This window comes from Aeromicrobium sp. Root495, assembly GCF_001426755.1.
Lineage (GTDB): Bacteria > Actinomycetota > Actinomycetes > Propionibacteriales > Nocardioidaceae > Aeromicrobium.
The window spans coordinates 279,814-306,471 of the sequence record NZ_LMFJ01000002.1; the positions used below are offsets into that span (position 1 = coordinate 279,814).

Below are 26,658 nucleotides of genomic sequence, written 5' to 3' on the forward strand. Positions count from 1 at the left end.
GCCTAGGGCTAGCGGCGCGAGCGCTTCCCGCGCAGTCGGTCGAGCACGTGGTCGGTGGCGGTGGCCACCGTCATCGAGACGGCCCGGTCGTCATCGCCCACCGAGAGGCTCATCTCGTGGGGCCAGGCCGGTGAGGCCCGCAGGACCGAGGAGCCGGGAGACAGGGTGGCCTCCAGGACCGCGGCGCCGAAGCTCGAGGACCACAGCACCACCACCTCGGGGTCGAGACGGTCGACGAGTCCCCGGACCGACGCGGCGGGCATGCTCGCGTCGATGAAACGCGTGGACACGTCGGCGCTGCGCAGGGCGGCGTCGATGGCCACGAGGGGCAGCGAGTCGATGGTGCGGTCGGAGGTGACCAGCACGACGTCGGCGGTCTCGGTGGGCATGGCGGGCCGGACGGCGGCCACCTGGTTCATGACCACGCGCGTGGCCAGCTCGACCGCCTCGGCGTCGAGCGATCCGGCGGACGACTCCGTCGCGATGCGCATGAGTGCCGGCGCGAGGATGCCGCGCCAGGTCTCCAGGAAGCTCTCGCGGCGCAGGGCCTCGGCCACGAGCTCGTGGATGCCTCGACCGTCCAGCGTGGACGCTGCCTTCATGACGGAGTCCACCAGCTGGGCGGGGTCCGTGGAGCTGACGCGACCGGGATCGGGCTCGGCCAGCGCGGCCGCGAGGTTGTCGGGGTCGAGCGAACGCGTGACACGGGCGGCGTCCTGGGCCGAGACACCGCGGGCCACCAGTCGGCGCAGCAGCTCCACCCGGTCGATGTCCCGCTCGGTGTACCGCCGGTGTCCACCCTGGGTGCGGTGGCTCGGTCCGACGCCGTAGCGGCGCTCCCACGTGCGCAGGGTCGAGGCTGCGATCTCGAGTCGCTCGGCCACGGCACCCACCCCCCACGTGATGGTGGAGCGGTCTTCCGGCTCGTCCACCGTCTGGGGAGGGACGACGTCCGGACGCACAGGTGTGAACGTCGGGGGCGTGGGCGGAGTTACGTCGGCCACGGAGCCTCCTCTGCTTGAAGGTTCGTCGTCCAGAAGGACGTCCGTGTGAACAGTCTAGAACTTGTTCACGATCTTGCCACCGTGCCCACTCTCTGAGTAAGTTGTGACCAAGTTGAGGTTTCGGGGGGACGAGCAGGTTCCGAAGCCTCGGATTGTGCAGTACTGAGTGTAAGGACGTGCCATGGTCAACATCCAGCGACTCCCGATGCCACTGATGGACTCGTACGACTGGCAGTACGACGGGCTCTGCCGCAACGTCGACCCCGATGAGTTCTTCTCGCCCGAGGCCGAGCGCGGCGCCGCCAAGCTGCGTCGCGAAGAAGCGGCCAAGGAGATGTGCTTCCGCTGCCCCGTGATCGACGCGTGCCGCGAGCATGCGCTCTCCGTCCAGGAGCCGTACGGCGTCTGGGGCGGACTCAGCGAGTCCGAGCGCACCACGATCATCGCCGAGCGCAAGCGCGGCGACAAGGTCGCCTGATGGGCGCGCTCGACGGCAAGCGCATCGCGTTCGTCACTGCGCCCGTGGGTGTGGAGAAGGCCGAGCTCGAGCAGCCCTGGTCCGACCTCACGGCCGCCGGCGCCACAGCGGTGCACCTGGCACCCGAGGCGGGTGAGGTCCAGTCCATGGTCGGCGACGTCGACAAGGACAAGGTCTTCACCGCCACGGCCACGATCGCCGACGCGTCCGCCGAGGACTACGACGCGCTGGTGCTGCCCGGTGGCACGGTCAATGCCGACAAGGTGCGTGCCGACGACGACGCCGTCGCCCTGGTCAAGGCCTTCATCGAGGCCGGCAAGCCGGTCGCCGCCATCTGCCACGGCCCCTGGGCCCTCGTGGAGTCGGGCGCCCTGCCGGGCAAGACCCTCACCTCGTTCCCGTCGCTCCAGACCGACATCCGCAACGCCGGCGGCACCTGGGTCGACGAGGAGGTCCAGCACTGCACGGCCGAGGGCTGGGACCTCATCACCTCGCGCAACCCCGACGACCTCGACGCGTTCGGCCAGAAGATCATCGACGTCGTCGGCTCCCGCTAGCCGAGTTCGTCCACGACACGTCCGAGGACGCCCTTCCCACGCCGGGGAGGGCGTTCTTGCGCGTCGGTGCCGAGATGCGACGTTGGGCCGGTCCGACAGAATCGATGCATGTCCTCGCAACCCACCGACTGGGGCCGCAGCTTCGTCCCCGCTCCGCACGGCGTCAAGCGCCGGGTCGCCGGCTGGTTGCTCGCGCTGGCCGGCCTCTTCGTGCTGGGGCTCGGGCTCGCCGCCCAGGTGTCACCCGACGGCGACTCGTCCACCGACTGCGGCCGCGCCTACCTCATCCTGGGCACGGGAGAGACGACCACGCAGGACAGCGGTGCCGACGCCGACCGGGCCGACCTCGACGAGGCCTGCACGTCTCGGGCACGTAGCACCGTCGCACTGCCCGCCATCGGCGGAACGCTCCTGGTCGTGGCCGGGCTGGCAGTCCTGATCCACCTGCGTCGCGAGGAGCGGGAGCTCAGGAACCGGGCCACTCGCCCGTAGCGCGCTCGAACGCCTTGGCGCCCTGACGGTTGATGACCGACTTCACGGCGGCGTAGATGGCGCCCTGCAGCACGGCGGCCAGGAGGATCTCCCGGAACCCGTACTCGCTCTGCAGCGGTCCCGGCGGGTCGGCCTTGTCGTCGGACCCGACGCGCTTCCAGACCTGCTTGAAGAGCATGCTCGCGATGAGACCGCCGAGGATCGAGCTGACGATGCCGACCGGGCGGTAGAGGATCTTGGCAGAGGTGCTGGCCTTCTTCTCGGTGGACATGATCCGACCGTAGGCGCGGACCGACGTGCCTGCATCTCAACGAGTCGGGGCGAGCTCCGCCCGCCACGGCGGGTCCGCACCTGGGCGACCGACCGTGATCGTGGCCGCCGCGCTGCACCAGGTGAGCAGTGACTCGAGATCACCGGCGTCAAGCTCGGATGCCGCGGGCCACTCGCGGTCGCACAGCCAGGCGAGCATCGCGGCCATGAAGGAGTCGCCCGCGCCGATGGTGTCGGCGACGTCGACCGAGGGGCCGGGCCGTTCCACGACACCGGCCGGGGAGCCCAGGACGGCTCCGTCCCCACCCCGAGTGACCGCGACGACCCGGCCGGGCGCGGCCAGCTCGGCCACGAGCTCGGCGAGGTCGCGGCCCGGGTACAGCACCTCGGCGTCCTCGTCGCTCATCTTCAGGACCGTCACGGACGGGAGGAGCCGGTCGACCAGCTCCCGCCACCGCGCGTGGTCGGGCTCGACGCTCAGCCGGACGTTGGGATCGAGGGACACGACGACGCCCTGTGCGGCGGCGTCGGCGACGAGCGTGGAGACGGTCGTGGCCCCCGGCTCGATCGCGATGCCCAGGGAGCCCACGTGCACAGCCGCCCGGCCCGAGGCGGAGAGGGGACCTGCGGGGTCCCACGTCAGGCCGAACGCGTAGGAGGCACTGCCGTCGTCGGCCAGGACGGCGACGGCCGAGGACGTGCGGCTCGGCGGCGGGGCGAGGTCGGCCAGGAGGACGTCGGCCCGGTCCAGCTGGCCCCTGAGGAGCTCCCCGTGCTCGTCGGCTCCGACCTGCGCACCCAGCTCCACCGACACGCCCAGTCGTCCGAGCCCGACGGCCACGTTGAACGGCGACCCTCCGGCGTGGACCACGTCCTCCTCGCCGGGACGTCGCACGACGTCGACCAGCGCCTCTCCCACGACGAGCACGTCCGAGATCCGCTGCGCACCTGACATGGACTCACCGTAGCGGCGGCCGTCGGGCCCCGAGCAGCAGAAAGCTCCCGGTCCGTGAGGATCCGGGAGCTTCTGAAGTACGTGCGCACGAGAGGATTCGAACCTCCACGCCCTTGCGGACACTGGCACCTGAAGCCAGCGCGTCTACCATTCCGCCACGTGCGCCCAGTCGACAGCAGAGCCGTACGACCGAGGCACAACTCTAACAGGGCTCGCGCCCCGCGGGGACGCCCGGTGCACGGGCGAATGCTGGGTGGGCCGATACGATCGCAGGGAATGTCCGACCACGGGACCGACGAGGAGGTGGACGACGCATGGCCGGAGTGCTCCAGCGCTTCGAGCAGAGGCTCGAGGGCGCCGTGACCGGTGCGTTCGCCCGCGCGTTCCGCAGCGCCGTCCAGCCGGTGGAGATCGCCGCCGCCCTGCAGCGCGAGATCGACAACTCGGCCCATGTGCTCTCACGCGAGCGGATGCTCGTGCCCAACGACTTCACCGTCGAGCTCTCCACGTCGGACCACGAGCGGCTCACGCCGTTCGGGACCACGCTGTCCGACGAGCTCGCCACCCTCGTGAAGGAGCACGTCACGGAGCAGCGGTACACGCTGGCCGGGCCGCTCACCATCACGTTCGTCGAGGCCCCCGAGCTCGGCACCGGTCGCTTCCGCGTGCGCAGCAAGACCAACGCGTCGGTCCGACCCGTCGCCGGGCAGCGCATGACGGAGACGGCCATCCGCTCCTCGGACGTCGTCATCGAGGTCAACGGCATGCGCCACCCGCTCCAGGCGCCCGGCGTCGTCATCGGACGCGGCTCCGAGGCCGACCTCCGCATCGACGACCCGGGCATCTCGCGCCGGCACGCCGAGATCAAGGTCCATGACTCGCCTGGCGGCACCACCGTCACGGTGGTCGACCTCGGCAGCACCAACGGCGTCATCCTCAACGGGCACCGTGTCCAGACGGGCTCCGTCGCCGACGGCTCGCAGATCCGTCTGGGCAACACGAGCGTGCTCATCCACATCACGTCCACCGACCGGGAGCGCTGATGTCCGAGCTGACCCTCACCCTGATCAAGCTGGGCTTCCTGGCCGTGCTGTGGCTCTTCGTGCTGTCCGCGGTCTCCGTGATCCGCTCCGACATCTTCGGCACCAAGGTCCCCAGCCAGCCGCGCGCCAAGGTCGCCAAGCAGCCCAAGCCACCGGCAGCGCCCAAGCAGCGCAAGGGCAAGGCGCCCCGCGGCGTCCCCACCAAGCTGCAGGTCGTCTCCGGGCCCAACAGCGGCCAGAGCGTGCCGCTCGGAACGGACCCCATCCTCCTGGGCCGCGGCACCGACGCAGCCATCCGTCTCGACGACGACTACGTGTCCACCCGCCACGCCCGGTTCGCCAGCAACGGCGAGCAGTGGTTCGTCGAGGACCTCGGCTCCACCAACGGCACCTACCTCGGCAGCCAGCGCATCACGAGCCCCGTGGCCGTGGCCCTCGGCACGCAGGTGCGTCTCGGCAAGACCATCGTCGAGCTCCGGAAGTGACATGACGAGCCTTCGCCTGAACTACGTCGCCCTGACCGACGTCGGCCTGCGCCGGTCCACCAACCAGGACTCGGGGTACGCCAGCAGCAGCCTCATCGCCATCGCCGACGGCATGGGCGGTGCGGCCGCGGGCGACCTCGCCTCGGCCACCACGATGAACATCGTGCGCCAGGTCGACACCGACCTCAGCGACGTCGACCCGCTGGAGGCCCTCGGGCACGCGGTCGCCGCCGCCAACACGCGCCTCGGCCAGCTCGTGCGCGACGACCCGTCGGTCGAGGGCATGGGCACCACGCTCGAGGCCATGCTGTGGGACGGCCACCGCTTCGCCACCGCCCACATCGGCGACTCCCGGGCCTACCTCCTGCGAGACGGTCGGCTCACCCAGATCAGCATCGACCACACCTTCGTCCAGAGCCTCGTCGACGAGGGCAAGCTGACCCCCGCCGAGGCCCGGGTGCACCCGCACCGCTCCCTGCTGCTGCGGGTCATGCTCGGCCGCGACGACAACGATGCCGACCTCGGCTGGTTCGACGGGAAGCTCGGCGACCGGTTCCTGCTCTGCAGCGACGGCCTGTCCGACATGGTCGAGGACTCCGTCATCGAGCAGCTGCTGGGTGCCGAGACCATCGACCAGGCCGCCACCGAGCTCGTGCGCCACGCGCTCGAGGCCGGCGGCTACGACAACGTCACGGTCGTCATCGGCGAGCTCGTCGACGCCAGCGAGGAGCCCGACGAGCACCTGTCGTCCTCCGACGGCCAGCCGCAGCTCGTGGGCGCCGCCTCCGAGGGCCCCCGGGGACGCACCGGCCGCGCCTCCAGCGGTCGCGACGCCGAGACCACCACCCCCGCAGTCGCCCTCGACCCCGAGGAGCTCCGGTACGCGCCGCGCGAGCCGAGCCGCTTCTTCTGGGTCCGTCCCATGGCCTTCATCGCTGCGTTCGTGGGCCTCCTGCTCGTCATCGGGGTCCTCGCGTACCAGTACACGCAGCGCCAGTTCTACGTCGGCACGTACGCCGGCCAGGTGGTCATCTACCGCGGCATCGACGTCGACGTCCCGGGCCTCACCCTCTCCCACGTGGAGGAGGGCACGGGCGTCTCGGTGAGCTCGCTCCCCGAGAGCTACGCCGACAAGGTGCGGGCCGGGATCACCGACGTCGACTCCCTCGCGCAGGCCCGAGACACCGTCGCGGAGCTCAAGGCCGCCGTGCCGGAGGTCAAGCCGAGCCCCACGCCATCCCCCAAGCCGTCCTCCAAGGCCTCGCCCTCGGCCAAGAGCCAGGACGCCTGATGAGCTCCGGACTGGGCAGCAGCCCCGCATGGGTCCCGCGCAAGCGCCGCGGGGCCGAGCTCGTGCTGCTCTCCATGTCGGTCGTCATCGGCATCGCGGCCTACTGTGCCGTGGGCCTGGGCGTCGAGGGACGGATCCCGGCGGGCGTGGCCAAGCTGAGCTTCTCGCTCGCTGCCGTCGCGGTGGCCACCCACCTCGTCATCCGCAAGGTCGCGCCCTACGCCGACCCCGTCCTGATCCCCCTGGTCGTGGCCCTCAACGGCCTCGGGCTGGCCATGATCTACCGCATCGACCTGAGCTGCGAGGACTACTGCCTCGGCGGCAACTACGAGCCGCTCGCCAACGCCCAGCTCATGTGGACGGCCATCGGGCTGATCGCCTTCGCGACCGTGCTGATCGTCATCCGCGACCACCGCCGTCTGCAGGCGTACACGTTCACCTTCGGTCTCGCCGCCATCGTGCTGCTGCTCCTGCCCCTCATCCCGGGCATCGGCCAGGACATCCGCGGCGCCAAGATCTGGATCCGACTCGGCCCGTTCAGCTTCCAGCCCGGCGAGGCCGCCAAGATCTGCCTCGCGATCTTCTTCGCGGGCTACCTCGTGGTCAAGCGCGACGCACTCGCCCTGGCCGGCCGGCGCATCGCCGGCATAGACCTCCCGCGCGGTCGCGACCTCGGGCCCATCCTCGTGGGCTGGGGCATCAGCATCCTCATCCTCGTGGCCCAGAAGGACCTGGGCTCCTCGTTGCTGTTCTTCGGCCTCTTCGTGGTCATGCTCTACATCGCCACGGAGCGTCCGGGCTGGCTCGTGGTGGGCGGCGTGCTGTTCGCCGCCGGCTCGTACTTCGGGTACGTGGCGTTCGGCCACGTGCGCAACCGTTTCGACGTCTGGCTGCACCCCTTCTCCGACCCCGACAACAACGGCCAGATCATCAACGGCCTCTTCGGGCTCGCGCACGGCGGCATCCTCGGCCGTGGCTGGGGACTCGGCAGCCCGGAGCTCACCCCGTTCTCCTTCTCCGACTTCATCGCCTCGGCGTTCGGTGAGGAGCTGGGTCTCACCGGCATCATGGCGATCCTCGTGATCTACGGGCTCATCGTGGAGCGCGGCCTGCGCATCGCCCTCACGTGCCGCGACGCCTTCGGCAAGCTCCTTGCCGCCGGCCTCGCCGTCTCCATGGCGCTGCAGGTCTTCGTGGTCATCGGCGGCGTCACGCGCCTCATCCCGCTCACCGGTCTCACCACACCGTTCCTGGCCCAGGGAGGCTCGTCCATCGTCATGAACTGGGCCATCATCGCCCTGCTCCTGCGCATCAGCGACCAGACCCGTCGCCCGGCCCCCGAGGTCTCCTCCTTCGAGAGCGACGAGGCCACCCAGGTGGTGAAGCTGTGAACAAGCCCATCCGCAACCTCGCCATCGCGTGCCTCGCGCTCTTCGCTGCACTGCTGCTCAACGTGAACTACGTGCAGTTCGTCGAGGCCGACAGCCTCAACTCCAAGAACGGCAACCGCCGGGTCATCGACGAGGAGTTCTCGCGCGACCGCGGCTCCATCCTCGTCGACGGCGACCCCGTGGCCGAGAGCGTCAAGAGCGGCGACCAGTACGAGTACCAGCGCAAGTACGCCGAGCCGGGGCTCTACGCGCCGCTCACCGGCTTCTTCTCCTACATCTACGGCGGCGCCTCCATCGAGCGCTCGCAGAACGCCGTGCTGTCCGGGAGCGACAACCGGCTCTTCGTGAACCGCGTGGTCGACCTCCTCTCCAACGCCCAGCCCAAGGGCGGCAGCGTCGAGCTCACCATCAACAGCGCCGCTCAGAAGACCGCCGCCAGCGGGCTGGAGGCCCTCGGCAAGAACACCAAGGGTGCTGTCGTCGCGCTCGACCCGCGCACGGGCGCCATCCTGGCCAGCGTCACCCAGCCCTCGTACGACCCCAACCGTCTCGCGAGCCACGACCTGAACAAGGTGGAGGCCGCCTGGAAGGAGCTCACGGGCGACAAGGACCAGCCCATGATCAACCGCGGCACGCAGCAGATCCTGCCGCCGGGCTCCACCTTCAAGCTCGTCACCGCCGCGGCCGCGCTCAAGAACCTCAAGCTCGACCCCGACTCCAAGGTCAAGGGCGGCACCACGCTCGACTTCGGTGGCCGCGCCGGCTCCTACACGCTGGGCAACGAGAACGGCAGCAACTGCGGCGGCAACAGCATCACGTTCGAGCAGGCGCTCAACGTCTCGTGCAACGTGAGCTTCGGCTCGCTCGCCGACAAGATCGGCCAGGACAAGCTCGACGCCCAGGCGGAGCTGTTCGGCTTCGGCCGCGACTACCTCGAGGGCCTGCCGGGCAGCTCCAGCCGCTTCACCGCCGAGGGCACTGACCTCGACGTCGCCCAGCTGGCGCAGAGCGGGATCGGTCAGTACGAGGTGGCCGCGAGCCCGCTCCAGATGGCCATGGTCGCGGCCGGCATCGCCAACGACGGCGTGGTCATGAAGCCCTACGTCGTCAAGACCGTCCGCGAGCCCAACCTCCAGGTGCTCGAGAAGGCCGAGCCCGAGGCCATCAGCGACACCCCGGCCATGTCGGCGGCCGACTCCGCCAAGCTGCGCCAGATGATGGTCAGCACGGTGGAGCGCGGCACCGCCACCTCCGCCCGGATCTCCGGCGTCGACGTGGGCGCCAAGACCGGCACGGCACAGTCCACCGAGGACCGCCCGCCCTATGCCTGGTTCGTGGCCCTGGCCCCGGCCGACAACCCCACCGTCGCGGTGGCCGTGCTGGTCGAGAGCAGCGACACCGCCCGCAACGAGATCGCCGGCGGCCGACTCGCCGGACCCATCGCTCGGTCCGTCATCGAGGCGGTGCTCGAGAAGTGAGCCACCCATCGACCGTGACCTCCGCATCCCCCACCCACCCCTTGGGAGACTGACACCATGACCACATCCGGCGACGAGCCCATCCGCCTCGGCGACCGCTACGAGCTCGGCGGCCTGCTGGGCCGTGGAGGCATGGCCGACGTCCGCGTGGGCCGCGACCTGCGTCTCGGACGCACCGTGGCCGTCAAGCAGCTGCGCGTCGACCTGGCGTCCGACGACACCTTCCAGGCCCGGTTCCGCCGCGAGGCCCAGTCGGCCGCAGCACTCAACCACCCCTCCATCGTCGCGGTCTACGACACCGGCGAGGCCGACAACTCCCACGGTGACCACATCCCGTACATCGTCATGGAGTACGTCGAGGGACAGACGCTGCGCGAGATCATGCGCGACGACCGCAAGATCCTGCCCGAGCGCGCACTCTCCATCACCGCCGACATCCTCGATGCCCTCGACTACAGCCACCGCTCCGGCATCATCCACCGCGACATCAAGCCCGCCAACGTCATGCTCACGCCCTCGGGCCAGGTCAAGGTCATGGACTTCGGCATCGCCCGCGCCATCGCCGACGCCTCCTCGGCCATGACCGCCACCGCCGCCGTCATCGGCACGGCCCAGTACCTGTCGCCCGAGCAGGCCCGCGGCGAGACCGTCGACGCCCGCTCCGACATCTACTCCACCGGCTGCCTGCTCTACGAGCTGCTCACCGGCCGCCCGCCGTTCGTCGGCGAGAGCCCGGTCTCGGTGGCGTACCAGCACGTCCGCGAGGAGGCTCGTCCTCCCTCGCAGCTCAACCCCGACGTCACGCCCACGGTCGACAACATCGTGGCCAAGGCCCTCGCCAAGCGCGTCGACGACCGCTACCAGAGCGCCGCCGACATGCGCCGCGACCTCGAGCGCGCCATCGGCGGACACGCCGTGGCCGCCCCCACCGCCTCCACGGCCGTGGTCGGCGCAGCCACCGCCGTGGTCCCCGCGGCCGCCGCCACCTCCGTGGGCGGCGCGCACACCGCCATCCGCGAGGACGAGGAGGAAGAGGAGAAGCGCAACCAGGCCGCGTACTGGATCCTCGCCCTCGTCGCCGTCCTGCTGCTCGCCGGCATCGCGTTCGGCGTCTGGAAGGCCTCCCAGCCCGACCCCGTCAAGCAGGTCGCCGTCCCCGACGTGATCGGTCTCGACGTCGACGCCGCCACCCGGGCCATCACCTCCAAGGGCCTCACCGTCGGCGACCCCGTCCAGCAGCCCAGCGCCGACGTCGACGAGGGCAAGGTCATCTCCACCGACCCCGACGCCGACTCCAAGGTCGAGGACGGCTCCGAGGTCGTCCTCACCGTCTCGAGCGGACCGGAGCAGGTCAACGTCCCCGACGTCGGCGGCTACACGTACTCCGAGGCCAAGTCCGCACTGGAGCGTGCCGGCCTCAAGGTGAAGAAGGACGAGCGGGACTCCCAGGAGGACAAGGACACCGTCATCAACACCAACCCGCCGGCCAACACCCCGGTCGACGCGGGCACCACGGTCACGGTGATCGTCTCCAAGGGCCAGGCCACCGTCCCCAACGTGGTCGGGCAGTCGCTCGAGGACGCCAAGCAGGCACTCGAGGACGCCGGTATCAAGTACACGGTCACCAACGACCCATCCTCGGACCAGCCCGCCGACATGGTCACCGCCCAGAGCACGCCGGGCGGACAGAAGGTCCCGCCGGGCACCTCCATCGAGATCACCGTCTCCACCAACTCCGGTGGTGACGACCAGGGCGACGACGCCGACACCGGTCCAGGGACCGACACCGATCCCGGGGTGGACGCGGACGCCGGGACCGATCCGCTCGGCTGAGCGAGCCTCAGGGCGTGACGGCGACGGCGTGCCGCAGGCCGACCGAGCCGGCGTACGGCTTGGCCGTGATGGAGTCCTTGACCTCCAGGTCCAGCCCCAGCTGGTACCGGTCGACGTAGTCGCGGAACGTGCTCACCTCGGACGAGGTGTTGAGCGCGGCCTGGAGCTCGAGCGGGTCCCCCACGGCGGCGATGTCGTAGGGCGGTGAGTACGGCACGCCGTCGAGCACGACCGTGCTGCCCACGCACTTGATCCCGGTGGTGCTCACGAGCCGCTGCCCGTGGATCGTGATGGCCCGCGCCCCGCCGGCCCACAAGGCATTGACGAACGCCTGGATGTCCTGCTGGTGGACGACCAGCACGTTGGGGTCGTCACCGTCGGGCACCTCCACCGTGCGGGGTGCGTCGTCGAGCGTCACCACGACGCCGGCGCCCTTCACCGTGGTGAGACCGGCGACGTCCTCCAGGCCCGACACCGTCGCCAGGAGCTTCTTCAGCACGGTGCCCGAGGCGGCGTCGCGCGACAGCGCGTCGATCGAGCCCTGCAGCCCGCGCGCGTCGACCCGCTGCAGCTCGACGCGACGTGCCCGCTCGGCGACGAGCGAACCGACGTCGCCACCGGCGGGACGCAGGTCGGAGCCGTCAGCAGTGAGGTGGGCGGCCGCGAAGACGAGGCCTGCCACGACCGACGCGGCGAAGACCGCCACGGGCCAGCGCGGACGCACGTGCGTGCCGGTCGTGCCCATGCGCCCCTCCTCGCTGTGATCCCGGCGACTACGCTAGCGGAGGACCGGTGAGAGATGCGGTCCGACCAGATTCCCACCCGTGCAGACCTGAGAGGCCATCGTGGCGAAGAACGACTCCAAGAAGAGCGGCGGCAAGACGCCGGCGAAGGTGAAGGTCCCCGGCCGGTTCGGTGGCTGGAAGCACCCCCTCGCCCTCGGCGCGCTGCTGCTCGCCATCGTCTGGGTGGTCGGCACGGTCTTCGCCACGACCGACAAGAACTTCCCCAACGTGGGTGAGATCCCCGGGCTGTTCGACCTCGGCCGCTGGAACTACGCCATCGCGGCCGTCCTGGCGTTCGTCGCGTTCACCGTGGCCGACCGAACCCGTCCCGAGCCCCCTCCGGGCCAGGCCCTCGGCAACCGCTGGGCCGCTCCCGCCATGATCGCCTCCGCGGTCTTCGGCCTGCTGTGGATCGTCGTCTTCTACGTCACGAGCGGCACCGACGTGAACATCCCGGTCTACACCGACCTGGGCAACTGGAACGTCGTCATCGGCATGGGCTTCATCATCGCGGCGTTCGGCTTCGCCACGAAGTGGGAGTGAATCACACCCGTGTAGTTATCCACACGGTGGAAAACCATGTGGAGAATGACAACGGTGTCATTCAGCCGGCGAAGATGTAGGTCTGCGAGATGTCCTGGGTGCGCCAGGCGATCATCGCCAGGCTGCCCAGGACGAGCGCGCCGAACGCGGCGCCCTGCCACAGCGCCCGCTGGGTGCGGGGGGCGTAGGCGAACGCCGCTCCCAGGATCGCGCCGGCGACGAAGCCGCCCAGGTGAGCCTCCCAGCTCACGCCGTCGCGGGCGCTCAGCACCACGTTGATGACGATGAGGACGAGGAAGCTCCTCACGTCCTGCCCGGCACGGAGCGCGAGCAGGAACGCGATGGCGAAAAGACCGGAGATGGCGCCCGAGGCGCCGGCGGTCTGCACCCCGACGGGGGCCAGCAGGTACACGACCGCGCTCGCGGTGACGGCCGTGAGGAGGTACGTGGCGAGGTAGCGCCACGTGCCGAGCACCTGCTCGACGTAGGTGCCGAACAGGTACAGCGCCAGCATGTTGAGCAGCAGGTGGAGCGGTCCGTAGTGCAGGAACGCCGACGTGAGCAGGCGCCAGTACTCGTGCTGGTAGATGCCACCCGCGGTGAGCACGCCCTCACGCTTGACGTCGGTGAGCCTCAGCCCGTCGACCAGGAGGTACGCCACGACGTTGACCACGATGAGCGCCGTGGTGACGGCGCCCGTGGGGACGCCGGCCACCGCGCCGGCGCGCGTGCGAGGGACCCGGACGGTCTTGGCCCCTTCGGCGATGCACGACGGGCACTGGAAGCCCACCGACGCGTCGCGCATGCACTCCGGGCAGATGAGTCGCTCGCACCGCTGACACCTGATGTAGGCATCGCGGTCAGGGTGCCGATAACAGCGCTGCGGCTCGGCGCCGCCCGGGTCAGTCACGTCAGTCGCGGGAGATCGTGACCTTCTCGATCACGACGGGCTCCAGCGGACGGTCGAAGCCGTCGGTGGGCGTGGCGGCGATGGCGTCGACCACGGCACGGCTCTCGTCGTCGGCGACCTCGCCGAAGATGGTGTGCTTGCGGTTGAGCCAGTCGGTGGGCGTGACCGTGATGAAGAACTGCGAGCCGTTGGTGCCGGGGCCGCGGTTGGCCATGGCCAGGATGTAGGGCTTGTCGAACGTGAGGTCGGGGTGGAACTCGTCGCCGAACTCGAAGCCCGGGCCGCCGGTGCCGTTGCCGGCCGGGTCGCCGCCCTGGAGCATGAAGTTGGAGATGACGCGGTGGAAGACCACCCCGTCGTACAAGGGCTTGGTGGCGACCTGACCCGTGGCCGGATCGACCCACTCCTTGGTGCCCTCGGCGAGGCCGACGAAGTTCTCGACGGTCTGCGGGGCGTGGTCGGGGAAGAGACGGAGCACGATGTCGCCGTGCGTCGTCTTCAGGGTGGCGTTCAGGGGGGCCACTGGTGGTCCTCTCGTGATGCGTGCGGTGCAGCGGTGGGGCTCCTCCATCCTGACATGTCGGTGGATGGGGGGCTCGGCGACGGGCCGGGCCCCGGAGTGCGACCTTCGTCGCTACCGTGGGGCCATGCGCGAACACCCGCTCCGTCTCCTCGTGCTGCTGGCGCTCGCCCTTGGCGTCGCCGCAGCCGTCCGCAAGGCCACCTCCGACGAGGGCGGCACCTACGACCCGGACGGAGCAGGCGCATGAGCGTCACCGTGACCCGGACCGAGGGGATCGCCGTCGTCACGTTCGACGTCCCACCGGTCAACCTGTACTCCCTGGAGCTGCACCAGGCGTTCGACGCGGCGCTCGACGAGGTCGAGGCCGACCTGCCGCGTGCAGTCCTGATCCGCGCGGAGGGCAAGCTCGTCTCCGGCGGTGTCGACGTCGCCCAGTTCCACGCTCAGAAGACCGAGGCCGACACCAAGGTCCTCTACGACCGGATGCTCGAGCTGCCGGAACGGATCGCCGCGCTGGACGTCCCCACCTTCTTCGCCGCGCACGCCCTCACGCTCACGTGGGCGCTCGAGGTCGCGTTGGCGTGCGACATCGTCGTCGCGTCCGAGAGGGCCAAGTTCGGCCTCGTGGAGCGGGTCATCGGGCTCACCCCCACGATGGGCGGGACGCAGCGGCTGGCCGAGCGGGCCGGTGTCGGCCGCGCGAAGGAGATCGTCTTCACGGGCGACCTCTTCGACGCCGCCACCTTCGAGCGCTGGAACATCGTCAACCGGGTCCTGCCCGTCGAGGGCTTCGACGACGCGGTGCTGGAGATCGTGAAGCACGTGGCGGTCGGACCCACCAAGGCGTTCGGCGCCGCCAAGCAGATCCTGCGGCACTACGAGTCCGGCGGCGTGCCGGAGGCCGTCGAGCACACGACCGCCATCGCGGCGGCCCTGTTCCGGACCGACGACCTGCAGGGCGGCATGGAGTCGTTCCTGACCAACGGTCCCGGCAAGGCCACGTTCTCCGGCCGCTGACCCGGTTTACCACGGGGTCTGGGCAAACCTGACCCACCACGGCAAGCCACGACGCCTCACGGCCGGCCGGCCGTGGGGCGTCAAGGTTCCCCTGACCCCGTGGTAAACCCGAGGTCAGGCGACGGGCGTGTCGGCCTTGATGGCGGCGGTGGCGCGGTGCTCGGCCCAGAAGCTCACGAGCGGGATGGTGGCCAGGACGACGGTGGTGATGGTGAAGGCCGGCGTCCATCGGTGCCGACGTGCCAGCGCGATGATCAGCACGATGAGCACCATGAACAGCCAGCCGTGGGCGACGTCGATCCCGCTGATGAGGCCGTCGTGCTGGTTGAACCACGACAGCTCGTCGGTGGTCTTCTGACCGATGAAGCCGGTCATGACGAGGATCAGGTTGAGGCCGACGACCCAGGCGAGGACGCGGTACGCCACAGCGAGCTTGTTCACCAGCCCAGGCTACCGGTCGGCTACTACACGCTGTCGTCGATGGCGCGCACGACGTCCGTGAAGCCGAGCGCGACCGCCTGCTGCCGCGGGGTCCGTCCGTCCCGGCCGCGGATGGTGTGGTCGGCGCCGGCTCCGATCAGCATCCGCACGACCCGCACGTGGTCGGCGTCGCCGTTGCCCAGAACCACGGCCTCGTGCAGTGCGGTCCAGCCGAGCTCGTTCACGTGGTCCACCGGGACCTCGGTCTCCAGCAGCATCCGCACCGCCTCCACATGGGCGTGCTCGCTCGCCGGGATGAGGGCCGTGCCGCCGTACCGGTTCAGGCTGCGTGGGTCCGCACCTCGGGCGATGGTCAGCGCCAGGATCTCCTCGAGTCCCTCGGCGCCTGCGTAGAGGAAGGCCGAGTCCTCGAGGTCGTCCTTGGCGTCGGGGTCGGCTCCGGCCTCGAGCAGCACCCGCGCCACCTCGACGCGGTTCTCCTTGGTGGCCGCGACGAGCGGGGTGGCTCCGCCCCGTCCGCGCGCCTCCAGCTCGGCCCCGGCCTCCACGGCGCGACGCACCACCTCCGGCCGGTCCCGGGCCACGCCGCGCCAGAGCAGGGCGGTGGCGGCAGCGCGGGACATCGACGCGGACGGCGAGGCGGATGGGGGAGCCGTCGAGGAGGTGGGCGACGGGTCGGCTGCCGGACGGTCCTGCCCCGAGCACCCGGCCACCAGGGCGAGGCCGAGACCGACGGCAGCGAGGCGTCTCACGCCACCGGGAGCGGCCGGGCGTCGCGCAGGGCCCGGCGCGCCTCGATGCTCTCCGAGCACATGCGCCACCACATGAAGGCGGCGAACAGGCCGAACACCCACCACTGCAGGGCATACGCAAGGTTCTTCAGGCCGGCGGTCCACGAGACGTCGGGGTCGGGGGCGGAGACCAGGGCCAGGTCGGCACCGGTGTCGGTGGTGGCCAGCCCGTAGCCCGAGAAGAGCCGGTGCGGCAGCTCGTTGAGCAGCACCGGGATGCTCACGGCCGTGGTGGTCCGACGCGCGTCGAGCGCCGAGCCGCCGCCCTGACCGGGCTGGAGGACGACGGTGACGGACTGCTCCCCCGTGGGCACGTCGGGCACGGGGCCCGGCACGGCAGCGCTGCCGCGCACCACGAGGAGGGCGTCGTCGGTGCCGGCGACGAGGAAGGGCGCGACGAGCCAGGCCTGGCCGCCGGTGGTCTCGGCGCCCTGAACCCAGAGCTGCTCGGTGGCCGGCCCGAACCGCCCCTGCAGCACGACGGATCGTTGCTGGAGCTCGGTGGGGAAGGCCTCGCCCGCCTTCCACTGGTCGCCCAGGGGCTGCGCCTGGGCGAGGGAGGCCGCGGCCGACGACCGCTCGTCGTCCTGGCGACCCTCGTAGACGCCCATCTGCCACAGGCCACCAGCCACGCAGAGCGCCACCGCCACGACCGCGAGGGCGTGCAGTCCCAGCAGGGGACCGCTGAACCAGTCGCGGAGCGGGCGGTGGTGGCTCACCGGGTCAGGCCGTGAAGGGGGTGAGGTCGGGGTACAGCGGGAAGCGCTCCGCCAGCACCGTGACGCGCTTGCGCAGGCCCACGACGTCGACGTCGCCGGGCTTGAGCGCCTCGGCGATGACGTCGGCGACCTCGGTGAACTCCTCCGCGCCGAAGCCGCGGGTGGCGAGGGCCGGCGTGCCGATCCGCAGGCCCGACGTGACCATGGGCGGACGGGGGTCGTTGGGGACCGCGTTGCGGTTGACCGTGATCCCGACCTCGTGGAGCCGGTCCTCGGCCTGCTGGCCGTCGAGCTCGGACTCCCGGAGGTCGACGAGGACCAGGTGGACGTCGGTGCCGCCGCTCAGCACCTGGACACCCGCAGCGCGTGCGTCGTCGGCCAGGAGCCGCTCGGCCAGGATCTGGGCACCCTCGATGGTGCGCTGCTGCCGCTCCTTGAACTCCGGCTCGAGCGCCATCTTGAACGCCACGGCCTTGGCCGCGATGACGTGCTCCAGCGGCCCGCCCTGCTGGCCGGGGAACACCGCGGACTGCAGCTTCTTGACCATCTCGGGATCGTTGGACAGGATCACGCCGCCGCGGGGGCCGCCGAGGGTCTTGTGCGTGGTGGTGGACACGACGTGCGCGTGGGGGAGGGGGCTGGGGTGCAGGCCCGCTGCCACGAGGCCGGCGAAGTGCGCCATGTCGACCCAGAGCGTGGCGCCGACCTCGTCGGCGATGGCACGGAACGCGGCGAAGTCGAGCTGGCGCGGGTACGCCGACCAGCCGGCGATGATGACCTTGGGCGAGTGCTCCAGCGCGAGGGAGCGCACCTCGTCCATGTCGACGAGGCCCTCGTCGTCGACGTGGTACTGCGCGACGTCATACAGACGGCCGGAGAAGTTGAGCTTCATGCCATGCGTCAGGTGACCACCGTTGGCGAGGTCGAGGCCGAGGATGGTGTCACCGGCCCGGGCGATGGCGTGCAGCACGGCGGCGTTGGCCGACGCGCCCGAGTGCGGCTGGACGTTGGCGTACTCGGCGTCGAAGAGCTGCTTGAGGCGGTCGATGGCGATCTGCTCGACCTGGTCGACGACCTCGCAGCCGCCGTAGTAGCGCTTGCCGGGGTAGCCCTCGGCGTACTTGTTGGTGAGGACGCTGCCCTGCGCCTCCAGCGCCGCGACCGGCGCGAAGTTCTCCGACGCGATCATCTCGAGCGTCGTCTGCTGCCGCAGCAGCTCGGCGTCGAGGAGACGAGCGATCTCGGGGTCGAAGGCGGCCAGCGAGGCGTTGTGGTCCATGGACCCAGGGTAGTCGCTGGTTCCACGGGCGTAGGCGCCGGGACGCCGGGGAATCCGGCGTCAGTCCAGGTGGCTCTGCTGGGCCGCGAGCACGGCGATCTGCGTGCGGCGCTGCATGCCGAGCTTGGCCAGCAGCTGCGAGACGTAGTTCTTCACGGTCTTCTCCGCGAGGAACATCTCGCCGGCGATCTCACGGTTGGTGAGTCCCTTGCCGATGAGCTGCAGGACCTTGCGCTCCTGCGTGGTGAGCGCGGACAGCGGACCGGAGTCGGTCTGGGTACGGATGCGCTCGAGCACCCGCTGGGTGACCGCGGGGTCGAGGAGGGACTGGCCGCCGGCCACGCGGCGCACGGCGTCGACGAGGTCGTTGCCCCGGATCTGCTTGAGCGCGTAGCCCGCCGCGCCGGCCATGATGGCCGAGAACAGTGCTTCGTCGTCGTCGTACGACGTGAGGATGACGACGGCGATGCTGGGGTCGATGGCCCGCACCTCACGGCACACCTCGATGCCCGAGCCGTCGGGAAGCCGGGCGTCGAGGACGGCGACGTCGGGCTTGAGCGGAGGGATCCGCTCGATGGCCTCGGCAGCGAGCGACGCCTCGCCGACGACCTCCAGGTCGTCCTCGGACTCGAGCAGGTCGCGGATGCCCCGCCGGACGACCTCGTGGTCGTCGAGCAGGAAGATCCGCACCGTTCGGGGGTCGTCGCTCATCACATCTCCTTCGGTACTTGCCAGCGTACTTGCAGTCCGCGACCCGGCCCAGGCTCGAAGCGGCACGTGCCTCCCAGGTTGGCCGCGCGGTGGCGCATGTTGCGCAGTCCCGAGCCCAGGGTGGATCCCTGCAGCCCCAGGCCGTCGTCGCTGACCACGAGGAGCACGTCGTCGCCCGTGCAGTCCACCTCGATGGAGACCTGGGTGGCCTCGGCGTGACGCACGATGTTGGACAACGTCTCGTGCAGCACCAGCAGCAGGTTCTCGGCCACGATGCCGGGGACCTCGGTGCTCACGGGGCCGCGGACGTCGAGAACGGGCCGGAAGGACAGGAGCCGCTGCGCGTCGCCGACGATGCTCTCGATGTCGGAACGCAGGTCGGCGGGGTTGAGCGGCGTGTTCAGGTCGAAGATCGTGCGGCGCACGTCCTTGATGGTCTGGTCGAGGTCGTCGACGGCGGCGCTCAGCCTGGTGCGCACGGTCTCGGCCTCGGCCATGCGCGACGTGTGGTCGAGCGCGAGCCCGATGGCGAAGATCCGCTGGATCACCAGGTCGTGCAGGTCGCGGCCGATGCGGTCGCGGTCCTCGAAGACCGCGAGACGCGCACGGTCCTCCTGCGCCCGGACCACCTGCATGACGAGCGAGGCGTGCTGCGCGAAGCTGCTGGGCAGCTCGAGGTCGAGCGACCACGCAGGAGCAGTCGTGGCGACGCCCCAGCCGAGCAGCAGCACGCCGTCGCCGTCGAGCCCGGGGAGCGGCACCGCCTGGAGCGAGCTGAGCGCGGGCCAGTCCGGCACCGTCTCGAGTGCGTAGAGGGCGTCGAGGCCGACGTCGGGGACGACGACGCCGGAGTCCGAGCCGAGGGCGTCTGCGACCAGGGTGGTGAGGCCGATGCTCTGGCCGACGAGCTCGGCGGGCAGTCCGCTCAGGCCCCGGGCGACGAGCCGACCGTCCTCGTCGGGCATCACGAGCACGACGACGTCGGCGGCCGAGGCGGTGCGGGCCCGGTCGACGACCAGCTGGACGGCGTCGGCCCGGGTGATGGGCTGCAGGAGAGCGGTGGTGATCTCGGCCGCTGACAACAACCAGCGGCGCTGGTACTCGCCCTGCTCCCACAGGCGGGCATTCTCGATGACGACGCCGGCAGCCGAGGCGAGCGCGACGGCGATCTCCTCGTCCTCGGACGTGAACCCCTCGCCGTCGTCCTTCTCGGTGAGGTAGAGGTTGCCGAAGACGCGGTCGTGCACCCTGATGGGCACCCCGAGGAACGACGTCATGTCTGGGTGGAGTCGCGGGAAGCCGGCTCGTGACGGATGGTCGTCGAGATGGGCGATCCGCAGCGGCTCCGGATGGTCGATCACGAGGCCAAGGAGGCCCTCGCCCTGGGGGAGGCGACCGATCATCTCCTGGTGGGCGTCGTCGAGACCGTGGACCGCGAACGTGCCGAGCCGGCGCTCCGACCGGCCGTCGAGCACGCCGAGGAAGCCGTAGCGTGCGCCCACGAGCTCGCTGGCCGAGTCGACGATGCGTTGCAGCACGCCGTCGAGCGTGAGGTCGCTGGACAGAGCGACCACCGCGGCCAGCAGGCCGCGCAGTCGTTCCGATGTCAACATGCCGTCGTCAAACACTCCAGAGCTCCCTCTCCAGGCCTTCACGATAGGCCGCGAGACGACGCATCGTGGGGGTCCTGGGAAAAATCCCGGGTGATCTGGGTCCTTCGTCCCTTGGGCGACGACGGATCCCGCGACAGACTGGGCGAGAACACCTGGTCTGTCGGAACATGGGGCTTCTCCCGCCTCGCAGCACTGATTCTCCCCGAACGAGTGCTGCACCTCCTTCAGCGGCACCGACCTCCCAGCGGTGTCGCCCAGACCGGTGATCACGAGATGAGTGGCGACGGTCGCTCGTCCAGCACAGCCCCCGGGTCCCGAGCCCGGGGGCTGCGCTGCTTCATGCGGGTCCTCAGGACCACGCATTCCGCGGGTGTGTCGGTTCCAGCGTCACCGCATCGCAACATTCAACGTCTTCCGAGCACGCGATTCGCAGCGGTAGCGTGCCGTGGAGTCATGTCCGGCATGCGGACACGCACAGAAGGAGCGCACATGTTGCACATCCAGCGCGGCGTCGCGATCGTCGCGGCCACCGCACTGTCGGCCCTGGTCCTCGCGGCCTGTGGTGCAGGCAAGAGCGACAGCGGCGACGGCCTCATCGTCGGCACCACCGACAAGGTCGTCTCCATCGACCCCGCCGGGTCGTACGACAACGGGTCGCTCAACGTCCAGACGCAGGTGTACCAGTACCTGCTCAACTTCCCGGCCGGCTCCACCGAGCTCACGCCCGACGCGGCCGAGAAGTGCGACTTCACCAAGCCCACCATCTACACGTGCACGCTCAAGCCGGGCCTGAAGTTCGCCAACGGCGACGCGCTCACGGCCTCCGACGTCGCGTTCTCCTACAACCGCATCGTCAAGATCAACGACCCCAACGGACCCGCCTCGCTCCTCGGCGGCATGAAGTCGGTCAAGGCCGTCGACGACACCACGGTGGAGTTCACGCTCAACGCGCCCAACGACCAGACGTTCCCGCAGATCCTGGTCACGTCGGCCGGCCCCATCGTCGACGAGGAGAAGTACCCCGCCGACAAGGTCCTGTCCGACGACGAGGCGGTCAAGGCCAACGGCTTCTCCGGCCCGTACACGATCAGCTCCTACGACAAGAACCAGCTGGCCGAGTTCAAGGCCAACCCCGACTACGACGGCACCTACGGCACGCCGAAGCTCAAGACCGTCACGATGAAGTACTACGCCAAGGCGGAGAACCTCAAGCTCGACATCAAGAACAAGGACATCGACGTCGCCTACCGCTCGTTGACGCCCACCGACATCGCCGACCTCAAGAAGACGTCGGGCGTGAAGGTCTACACCGGTGACGGCGGCGAGCTCCGCTACATCACCTTCAACCTCAAGACGATGCCCGGCGACTCGCCCGAGCAGAAGCAGGCCATCCGCCAGGCCGTCGCCAGCTCGGTCGACCGTCAGGACCTGGCCACCCAGGTCTACAAGGACACCTACACGCCGGCGTACTCGATGGTCCCGGAGGGCCAGGCCGGAGCCACCGAGGCGTTCAAGGACGCCTACGGCGAGACGCCCGACAAGGCGAAGGCCAAGTCCATCCTCGACGAGGCAGGCGTGTCCACGCCGGTCTCGGTCAAGCTGCAGTACAACCCCGACCACTACGGGTCCAGCTCCGACCAGGAGTACGGCGCCGTCAAGCGTCAGCTCGAGGACACCGGGCTCTTCACGGTCGACCTGCAGTCCACCGAGTGGGTCACGTACTCCGAGGAGTACCCGGCCGACGCCTACCCGGTCTTCCAGCTGGGCTGGTTCCCGGACTTCCCGGACGCCGACAACTACCTGTCGCCGTTCCTGAGCCCGTACAGCAAGGACAAGGCCGGCAACTTCACCAACTCGCACTACAACGAGGAGGGGAGCGACTACGCCGACCCGACGATGAGCAAGCTGCTCGACTCCGAGCGCACGGACGCCGACAAGGCCTCCCGCGAGGCGACCCTGGGCAAGATCCAGGACCGTCTGGCCGAGGTCGTGCCGTACCTGCCGCTGCTCACCGGCGCGTCGGTCGCCATCGCCACGGACGACGTGAAGGGCGTGCAGGACACGCTCGACGCCTCGTTCAAGTTCCGGTTCACCTCCCTCTCGAAGTGACCACGGCACCTCATTGATCCGCTCAGGGGCGGGTCCCAGGGATCCCTGGGACCCGCCCCTTCGGCGGTCTCCACCCCCTGCCACCTGATCGGAGTCCCATGGCCAGCGCCGAGGTCCTCGCGCCGCTCGACCCACCGTCCCCCGCACCTTCCTCCGGGCGCCGGGGGCCGCTGAGCCCGCTCGCGCGGTACCTCCTCGTCCGGCTCGCGCTCATCGTCCCGATGATGTGGGTCCTCGTGACCCTCGTGTTCGTGCTGATGCGCGTCATCGGCGACCCCATCCAGGCCGCCCTCGGCGGACGGCTCAACGCCGAGCAGATCGCCGAGCGCAAGGCTGCGGCCGGGCTCGACCGCCCGCTGCTCGCGCAGTACCTCGAGTACATCGGCGGCATCTTCAAGGGCGACTTCGGCACCACCCTCACCGACAACCGGCCCGTCTCGCAGATCCTGGTGGAGAACGGGGCGGCCACGCTGGAGCTCTCGGTCTACGCGCTCATCGTGGCCTTCGCGATCGGCGTGCCGCTCGGCCGCGTGGCCGCGCGGCATCGCGACAAGCTGCCCGACGTCGTGCTCCGGCTCTTCGCGATCCTCGTCTACGCAGCACCCGTCTTCTTCGTCGGTCTGCTGCTCAAGTTGGCCTTCACGCCGCTCGGCTGGCCCTCGTCGGGCCAGGCCAGCACGTCGACGGAGCTCACGCTCCAGAACGTGCACCCGCAGACCCACATCATGCTCGTCGACGCCATCCTCTGGGGCGATCCGGCCCTCGTCCTCGACGTCCTTCAGCACGCGATGCTCCCTGCCATCGCCCTCGGCCTGCTGACCGGAGGCGTCTTCCTGCGACTCGTCCGCGTCAACCTGCTGCAGACCCTGCGCTCGGACTACGTGACCGCCGCCCGTGCCAGGGGCGTGAGCGAGGGGCGGGTCGTGCGCAAGCACGCGTTCCGCAACGCGCTCGTCCCTGTGGTCACCGTCATGGGCATGCAGATCGCCATGCTGCTCGCCGGCGCCGTGCTCACCGAGACCACCTTCGAGTGGAAGGGGATCGGCTACGAGCTGGCCGACTACCTCGTGCGGCGCGACTTCCTCGCCGTCCAGGGCATCGTCACCCTCATCGCGCTCATCGTCGGGCTGGCGAGCTTCGTCATCGACGTCATCGTGGCCCTCGTCGACCCCCGAGTGAGGTTCTGATGAGCACCGACTCCACCGCCCGCCGGTCCCTGGCCGTCTCGAGGTTCGTGCCCGGCATCGTGCGTCAGTCGCACGGGCTGCAGCGGTTCATGCTGCTCCTCGGCTTCGCCATCGTGGCCGTCTTCCTGGTGGTCGCGATCTTCGCGCCCTGGATTGCCCCCTACGACTTCAACGACGTGCGGGCCGACGGCGTCGCGTTCGGCACGCAGCAGGCTCCCTCGGCCTCGCACTGGCTCGGCACCACCGTGAGCGGCACCGACGTGCTGTCCCGCGTCATCTTCGGCACCCGCACCGCCGTGGAGGTCATCGTCCTCGCGGTCGTGCTCTCCAGCCTCGTGGGCGTCCCCCTCGGCCTGCTGTCGGGCTACCTCGGTGGCTGGCTCGACCGTGGCCTCGTGCTCGTCATGGACGCGCTCTACGCCTTCCCGTCGCTGCTGCTCGCCATCGTCGTCTCGATCGTGCTGTCCGGCGGACAGAGCGGCGCCCTGAGCGGCATCGTCTCAGCGGCCGTCTCCATCACCGTGGTCTTCGTGCCCCAGTACTTCCGGGTCATCCGCAACGCGACGCTCTCGGTGAAGGCCGAGCCCTACGTCGACGCGGCCCGCGTCGTGGGCGTTCGCACGCCCCGGATCCTGCGCCGGCACGTGTTCTCCAACGTGTCGCAGTCCCTGCCCATCATCGGCACGCTCAACGCGTCCGAGGCCATCCTCACGCTGGCCGGCCTCGGCTTCCTCGGCTTCGGCATCGAGCCGTCGGCCGCGGCCGAGTGGGGCTACGACCTCAACAAGGCGCTGCCCGACGCGTCCTCCGGCATCTGGTGGACCGGTGTCTTCCCGGGCACCGCCATCGTGCTGATCGTCCTGGGCGTGACCCTCGTGGGTGAGAGCCTCAACGACATCCTCAACCCGCTCCTGCGCGCCCGGGGCGGCGACAGCGGTCACGACGCCGAGGAGGTCGCTGAGCTCGTCGAGACCGACCCGGCCTCGACCGCCGCGACGTCCACGGCAGCAGCGGCAGCCGCGGCCGACTCCAGCAGCGGAGACGGAGAACGGTTGGCGGTCCTGTCGCTGAGCGGCCTCACCGTGTCCTTCCAGACCGACGGCGCACCCGTGCGTGCCGTGCGGGGCATCGGCTTCGACGTCCAGCCCGGCGAGGTCGTGGCCGTGGTCGGGGAGTCGGGCTCCGGCAAGTCCGTGAGCTCGCGCGCCGTCCTGGGCCTGCTGCCCGAGACGGCCTCCGTCGACGGCTCAGCGATCCTGCGGACCGAGGGCGACGCCGACCGCGAGCTCATCGGGATGCGGGCCGCCGACCTGCGGCCCATCCGTGGCGACGAGGTCTCGATGGTCTTCCAGGAGCCGGGCACCGCCCTCAACCCGGTGCGGACCGTCGGCTGGCAGATCATCGAGGGGCTCCAGGCCCACCGCGAGATGAGCAAGAAGGACGCCCGCGCCCGGGCGGTCGAGCTGCTCGAGCTCGTGGGCCTGCCCGACCCCGAGCAGCGCGTCGACTACTACCCGCACCAGCTGTCCGGAGGCCAGAAGCAGCGCGTGGTCATCGCGATGGCCATCTCGTGCGACCCCGACGTGATCATCGCCGACGAGCCCACCACGGCGCTCGACGTGACGGTGCAGGCCGCCATCCTCGAGCTGCTGCTCAGCCTGCGCGACCGGCTCGGCACCGCGATCATCCTCATCACCCACAACATGGGAGTCGTCGCCGACATGGCCGACCGCGTCGTGGTGATGTACCGCGGCGAGATCGTGGAGCAGGCGCCGGTCGACCAGCTCTTCTCCGCGCCGGCCCACCCGTACACCCGGGCGCTCCTCGACGCCGTGCCGCACCTCGGCCAGGAGGACGGCCCCGGCCTGCTCGACGAGTCCGGCGACGTCGTGCTCGACGTCGACCACCTCGTCGTGGAGTTCCCCGGCGGCCTCGGCCGACCGGCCTTCCGCGCGGTCGACGACGTCTCGCTGCAGATCCGGCGCGGCGAGGTGCTGGGACTCGTGGGCGAGTCCGGCTCCGGCAAGTCGACGATCGGACGCGCCACCGTGGGGCTGCAGCAGCCCACGAGCGGGACCATCTCGGTCTCGGGCACGCAGGTCTCCGGCCTGAGCGACAAGGCCCTGCGGCCGCTGCGGGCCCGGTTCGGCTTCGTGTTCCAGGACCCGGCGGCCTCGCTCAACCCGCGCATGAGCATCGGCGACTGCATCGCCGAGCCCCTGCGCACGCAGACCGACCTCTCCGACGCCGACGTCGCCGCCACGGTGCGCCGGCTGCTCGAGGACGTCGAGCTGCCGGGCGACTACGTGGCCCGTTTCCCGCACGAGCTGTCCGGCGGGCAGCGCCAGCGCATCAGCCTGGCCCGCGCCCTGTCGCTCGACCCGGACCTGTTGATCGCCGACGAGCCCACCTCGGCTCTCGACGTCTCGGTGCAGGCCCGCGTCCTCGAGCTCTTCACCGAGCTCCAGGAGCGGCTGCAGTTCGCGTGCCTCTTCATCAGCCACGACCTCGCGGTGGTCGACTCGCTCGCCAACCGTGTGGCCGTGATGCAGAACGGCAAGCTCGTCGAGCAGGGTCCGCGCGGCCAGGTCCTCGGTGCACCGCAGGAGGAGTACACGCGACGGCTCATCGCGGCCGTGCCCGTGCCCGACCCCGCCGAGCAGCGTCGGCGCCGTGCCGAGCGCGGTGCGCTCCTCACCGACGTCGACTGACCCCGCCGCCGGCCGCCGGAGCGGTCGGGGTGCGGGGGACGG

General features: G+C 70.3%; 27 protein-coding genes and 1 tRNA gene. 15 read left to right on the forward strand and 13 right to left on the reverse strand.

What is annotated here, in order from left to right:
• Positions 1-8: 8 nt before the first annotated feature.
• A complete protein-coding gene (locus ASD11_RS15430; protein ID WP_082554493.1) occupies positions 9-1,004 on the reverse strand; it encodes a MerR family transcriptional regulator in 996 nt (331 codons plus the stop codon).
• A gap of 181 nt (positions 1,005-1,185) precedes the next feature.
• Here ASD11_RS15430 and ASD11_RS15435 point away from each other — a divergent pair, with 181 nt between their 5' ends.
• From ASD11_RS15435 to ASD11_RS15445, 3 genes are all read left to right on the forward strand, one after another.
• Positions 1,186-1,482: a WhiB family transcriptional regulator gene (locus ASD11_RS15435; RefSeq protein ID WP_056289585.1), complete on the forward strand. Its 297-nt coding sequence runs from the start codon at positions 1,186-1,188 to the stop codon at positions 1,480-1,482.
• Positions 1,482-2,039 (forward strand): type 1 glutamine amidotransferase domain-containing protein, encoded by a 558-nt coding sequence (locus ASD11_RS15440; protein ID WP_056289588.1) that lies wholly within the window; start codon positions 1,482-1,484, stop codon positions 2,037-2,039. Before ASD11_RS15435 ends, ASD11_RS15440 begins: the two co-directional genes overlap by 1 nt.
• Before the next feature lie 108 nt (positions 2,040-2,147).
• A complete protein-coding gene (locus tag ASD11_RS15445; RefSeq protein WP_056289590.1) occupies positions 2,148-2,531 on the forward strand; it encodes a hypothetical protein in 384 nt (127 codons plus the stop codon).
• Here ASD11_RS15445 and ASD11_RS15450 read toward each other — a convergent pair.
• The 3 genes from ASD11_RS15450 to ASD11_RS15460 form a co-directional block, all read right to left on the reverse strand.
• Positions 2,506-2,802 (reverse strand): DUF4235 domain-containing protein, encoded by a 297-nt coding sequence (locus tag ASD11_RS15450; protein ID WP_056289593.1) that lies wholly within the window; start codon positions 2,800-2,802, stop codon positions 2,506-2,508. The two genes, ASD11_RS15445 and ASD11_RS15450, sit on opposite strands and share 26 nt — an antisense overlap.
• Positions 2,803-2,838: 36 nt before the next feature.
• On the reverse strand, positions 2,839-3,756 hold the full coding sequence (locus tag ASD11_RS15455) for a carbohydrate kinase family protein (protein ID WP_056289595.1): 918 nt from the start codon (positions 3,754-3,756) through the stop codon (positions 2,839-2,841).
• An 82-nt stretch (positions 3,757-3,838) separates the two neighbouring features.
• Positions 3,839-3,921 (reverse strand) — tRNA-Leu (locus ASD11_RS15460).
• Positions 3,922-4,070: 149 nt separating this feature from the next.
• Here ASD11_RS15460 and ASD11_RS15465 point away from each other — a divergent pair.
• Genes ASD11_RS15465 through pknB form a run of 6 tightly spaced genes read left to right on the forward strand, consistent with a single transcriptional unit; the run spans position 4,071 to position 11,277 of the window.
• Complete coding sequence (locus tag ASD11_RS15465; RefSeq protein ID WP_056289597.1) at positions 4,071-4,799, forward strand: FhaA domain-containing protein; 729 nt, start codon at positions 4,071-4,073, stop codon at positions 4,797-4,799.
• Complete coding sequence (locus ASD11_RS15470) at positions 4,799-5,284, forward strand: FHA domain-containing protein FhaB/FipA (RefSeq protein WP_056289599.1); 486 nt, start codon at positions 4,799-4,801, stop codon at positions 5,282-5,284. Before ASD11_RS15465 ends, ASD11_RS15470 begins: the two co-directional genes overlap by 1 nt.
• Position 5,285: 1 nt before the next feature.
• Entirely contained in the window at positions 5,286-6,575 is a 1,290-nt protein-coding gene (locus ASD11_RS15475; protein ID WP_056289601.1) for a PP2C family protein-serine/threonine phosphatase, read from the forward strand.
• Positions 6,575-7,966: an FtsW/RodA/SpoVE family cell cycle protein gene (locus ASD11_RS15480; RefSeq protein ID WP_056289604.1), complete on the forward strand. Its 1,392-nt coding sequence runs from the start codon at positions 6,575-6,577 to the stop codon at positions 7,964-7,966. The genes ASD11_RS15475 and ASD11_RS15480 overlap by 1 nt, the downstream gene beginning before the upstream one ends.
• Positions 7,963-9,444: a peptidoglycan D,D-transpeptidase FtsI family protein gene (locus tag ASD11_RS15485; RefSeq protein ID WP_056289607.1), complete on the forward strand. Its 1,482-nt coding sequence runs from the start codon at positions 7,963-7,965 to the stop codon at positions 9,442-9,444. Before ASD11_RS15480 ends, ASD11_RS15485 begins: the two co-directional genes overlap by 4 nt.
• 57 nt (positions 9,445-9,501) lie before the next feature.
• Complete coding sequence (gene pknB / locus ASD11_RS15490) at positions 9,502-11,277, forward strand: Stk1 family PASTA domain-containing Ser/Thr kinase (RefSeq protein ID WP_056289610.1); 1,776 nt, start codon at positions 9,502-9,504, stop codon at positions 11,275-11,277.
• Positions 11,278-11,284: 7 nt separating this feature from the next.
• Here the strand turns inward: pknB and ASD11_RS15495 are convergent, their stop codons facing one another.
• Positions 11,285-12,022 carry a DUF881 domain-containing protein gene (locus ASD11_RS15495; RefSeq protein ID WP_056289613.1) on the reverse strand — a complete coding sequence of 246 codons (738 nt, stop codon included), beginning with the start codon at positions 12,020-12,022 and terminating at the stop codon, positions 11,285-11,287.
• Between the two features lie 100 nt (positions 12,023-12,122).
• Between ASD11_RS15495 and ASD11_RS17905 the strand changes: the two genes are divergently transcribed.
• Positions 12,123-12,605 carry a cell division protein CrgA gene (locus ASD11_RS17905; RefSeq protein ID WP_082554494.1) on the forward strand — a complete coding sequence of 161 codons (483 nt, stop codon included), beginning with the start codon at positions 12,123-12,125 and terminating at the stop codon, positions 12,603-12,605.
• A 61-nt stretch (positions 12,606-12,666) separates the two neighbouring features.
• Here ASD11_RS17905 and ASD11_RS15505 read toward each other — a convergent pair whose 3' ends face one another.
• Positions 12,667-13,410 (reverse strand): rhomboid family intramembrane serine protease, encoded by a 744-nt coding sequence (locus ASD11_RS15505; protein WP_056289616.1) that lies wholly within the window; start codon positions 13,408-13,410, stop codon positions 12,667-12,669.
• A gap of 106 nt (positions 13,411-13,516) precedes the next feature.
• A complete protein-coding gene (locus ASD11_RS15510) occupies positions 13,517-14,038 on the reverse strand; it encodes a peptidylprolyl isomerase (RefSeq protein ID WP_327019533.1) in 522 nt (173 codons plus the stop codon).
• 124 nt (positions 14,039-14,162) lie between these two features.
• Between ASD11_RS15510 and ASD11_RS18855 the strand changes: the two genes are divergently transcribed.
• On the forward strand, positions 14,163-14,285 hold the full coding sequence (locus ASD11_RS18855) for a hypothetical protein (protein ID WP_268750720.1): 123 nt from the start codon (positions 14,163-14,165) through the stop codon (positions 14,283-14,285).
• Complete coding sequence (locus ASD11_RS15515; RefSeq protein WP_056289623.1) at positions 14,282-15,055, forward strand: enoyl-CoA hydratase/isomerase family protein; 774 nt, start codon at positions 14,282-14,284, stop codon at positions 15,053-15,055. Before ASD11_RS18855 ends, ASD11_RS15515 begins: the two co-directional genes overlap by 4 nt.
• Before the next feature lie 114 nt (positions 15,056-15,169).
• Here ASD11_RS15515 and ASD11_RS15520 read toward each other — a convergent pair whose 3' ends face one another.
• From ASD11_RS15520 to ASD11_RS15545, 6 genes are read right to left on the reverse strand one after another with little or no spacing between them, the layout of a single operon-like run.
• Entirely contained in the window at positions 15,170-15,496 is a 327-nt protein-coding gene (locus ASD11_RS15520) for a DUF3817 domain-containing protein (protein ID WP_056289626.1), read from the reverse strand.
• Between the two features lie 23 nt (positions 15,497-15,519).
• A complete protein-coding gene (locus ASD11_RS15525; RefSeq protein ID WP_056289629.1) occupies positions 15,520-16,248 on the reverse strand; it encodes an ankyrin repeat domain-containing protein in 729 nt (242 codons plus the stop codon).
• The gene (locus ASD11_RS15530) at positions 16,245-17,006 is read right to left on the reverse strand and encodes an SURF1 family protein (protein WP_056289632.1); all 762 of its coding nucleotides are present in this window, start codon (positions 17,004-17,006) and stop codon (positions 16,245-16,247) included. The genes ASD11_RS15525 and ASD11_RS15530 overlap by 4 nt, the downstream gene beginning before the upstream one ends.
• Before the next feature lie 4 nt (positions 17,007-17,010).
• A complete protein-coding gene (gene glyA / locus ASD11_RS15535) occupies positions 17,011-18,285 on the reverse strand; it encodes a serine hydroxymethyltransferase (RefSeq protein WP_056289634.1) in 1,275 nt (424 codons plus the stop codon).
• 60 nt (positions 18,286-18,345) lie between these two features.
• Positions 18,346-18,996 carry a response regulator gene (locus ASD11_RS15540; RefSeq protein ID WP_056289636.1) on the reverse strand — a complete coding sequence of 217 codons (651 nt, stop codon included), beginning with the start codon at positions 18,994-18,996 and terminating at the stop codon, positions 18,346-18,348.
• On the reverse strand, positions 18,996-20,609 hold the full coding sequence (locus ASD11_RS15545; protein ID WP_162246507.1) for a GAF domain-containing sensor histidine kinase: 1,614 nt from the start codon (positions 20,607-20,609) through the stop codon (positions 18,996-18,998). The genes ASD11_RS15540 and ASD11_RS15545 overlap by 1 nt, the downstream gene beginning before the upstream one ends.
• Before the next feature lie 489 nt (positions 20,610-21,098).
• Here ASD11_RS15545 and ASD11_RS15550 point away from each other — a divergent pair, with 489 nt between their 5' ends.
• The 3 genes from ASD11_RS15550 to ASD11_RS18740 all read left to right on the forward strand — a co-directional run bounded on the left by ASD11_RS15550 (position 21,099) and on the right by ASD11_RS18740 (position 26,616).
• Positions 21,099-22,718 (forward strand): ABC transporter substrate-binding protein, encoded by a 1,620-nt coding sequence (locus ASD11_RS15550; protein ID WP_056289640.1) that lies wholly within the window; start codon positions 21,099-21,101, stop codon positions 22,716-22,718.
• A 98-nt stretch (positions 22,719-22,816) separates the two neighbouring features.
• Positions 22,817-23,905, forward strand: a complete 1,089-nt coding sequence (locus ASD11_RS15555; protein ID WP_056289645.1) for an ABC transporter permease — start codon at positions 22,817-22,819, stop codon at positions 23,903-23,905.
• Complete coding sequence (locus tag ASD11_RS18740; protein ID WP_082554497.1) at positions 23,905-26,616, forward strand: ABC transporter ATP-binding protein/permease; 2,712 nt, start codon at positions 23,905-23,907, stop codon at positions 26,614-26,616. The genes ASD11_RS15555 and ASD11_RS18740 overlap by 1 nt, the downstream gene beginning before the upstream one ends.
• The last annotated feature ends 42 nt before the right edge of the window (positions 26,617-26,658 follow it).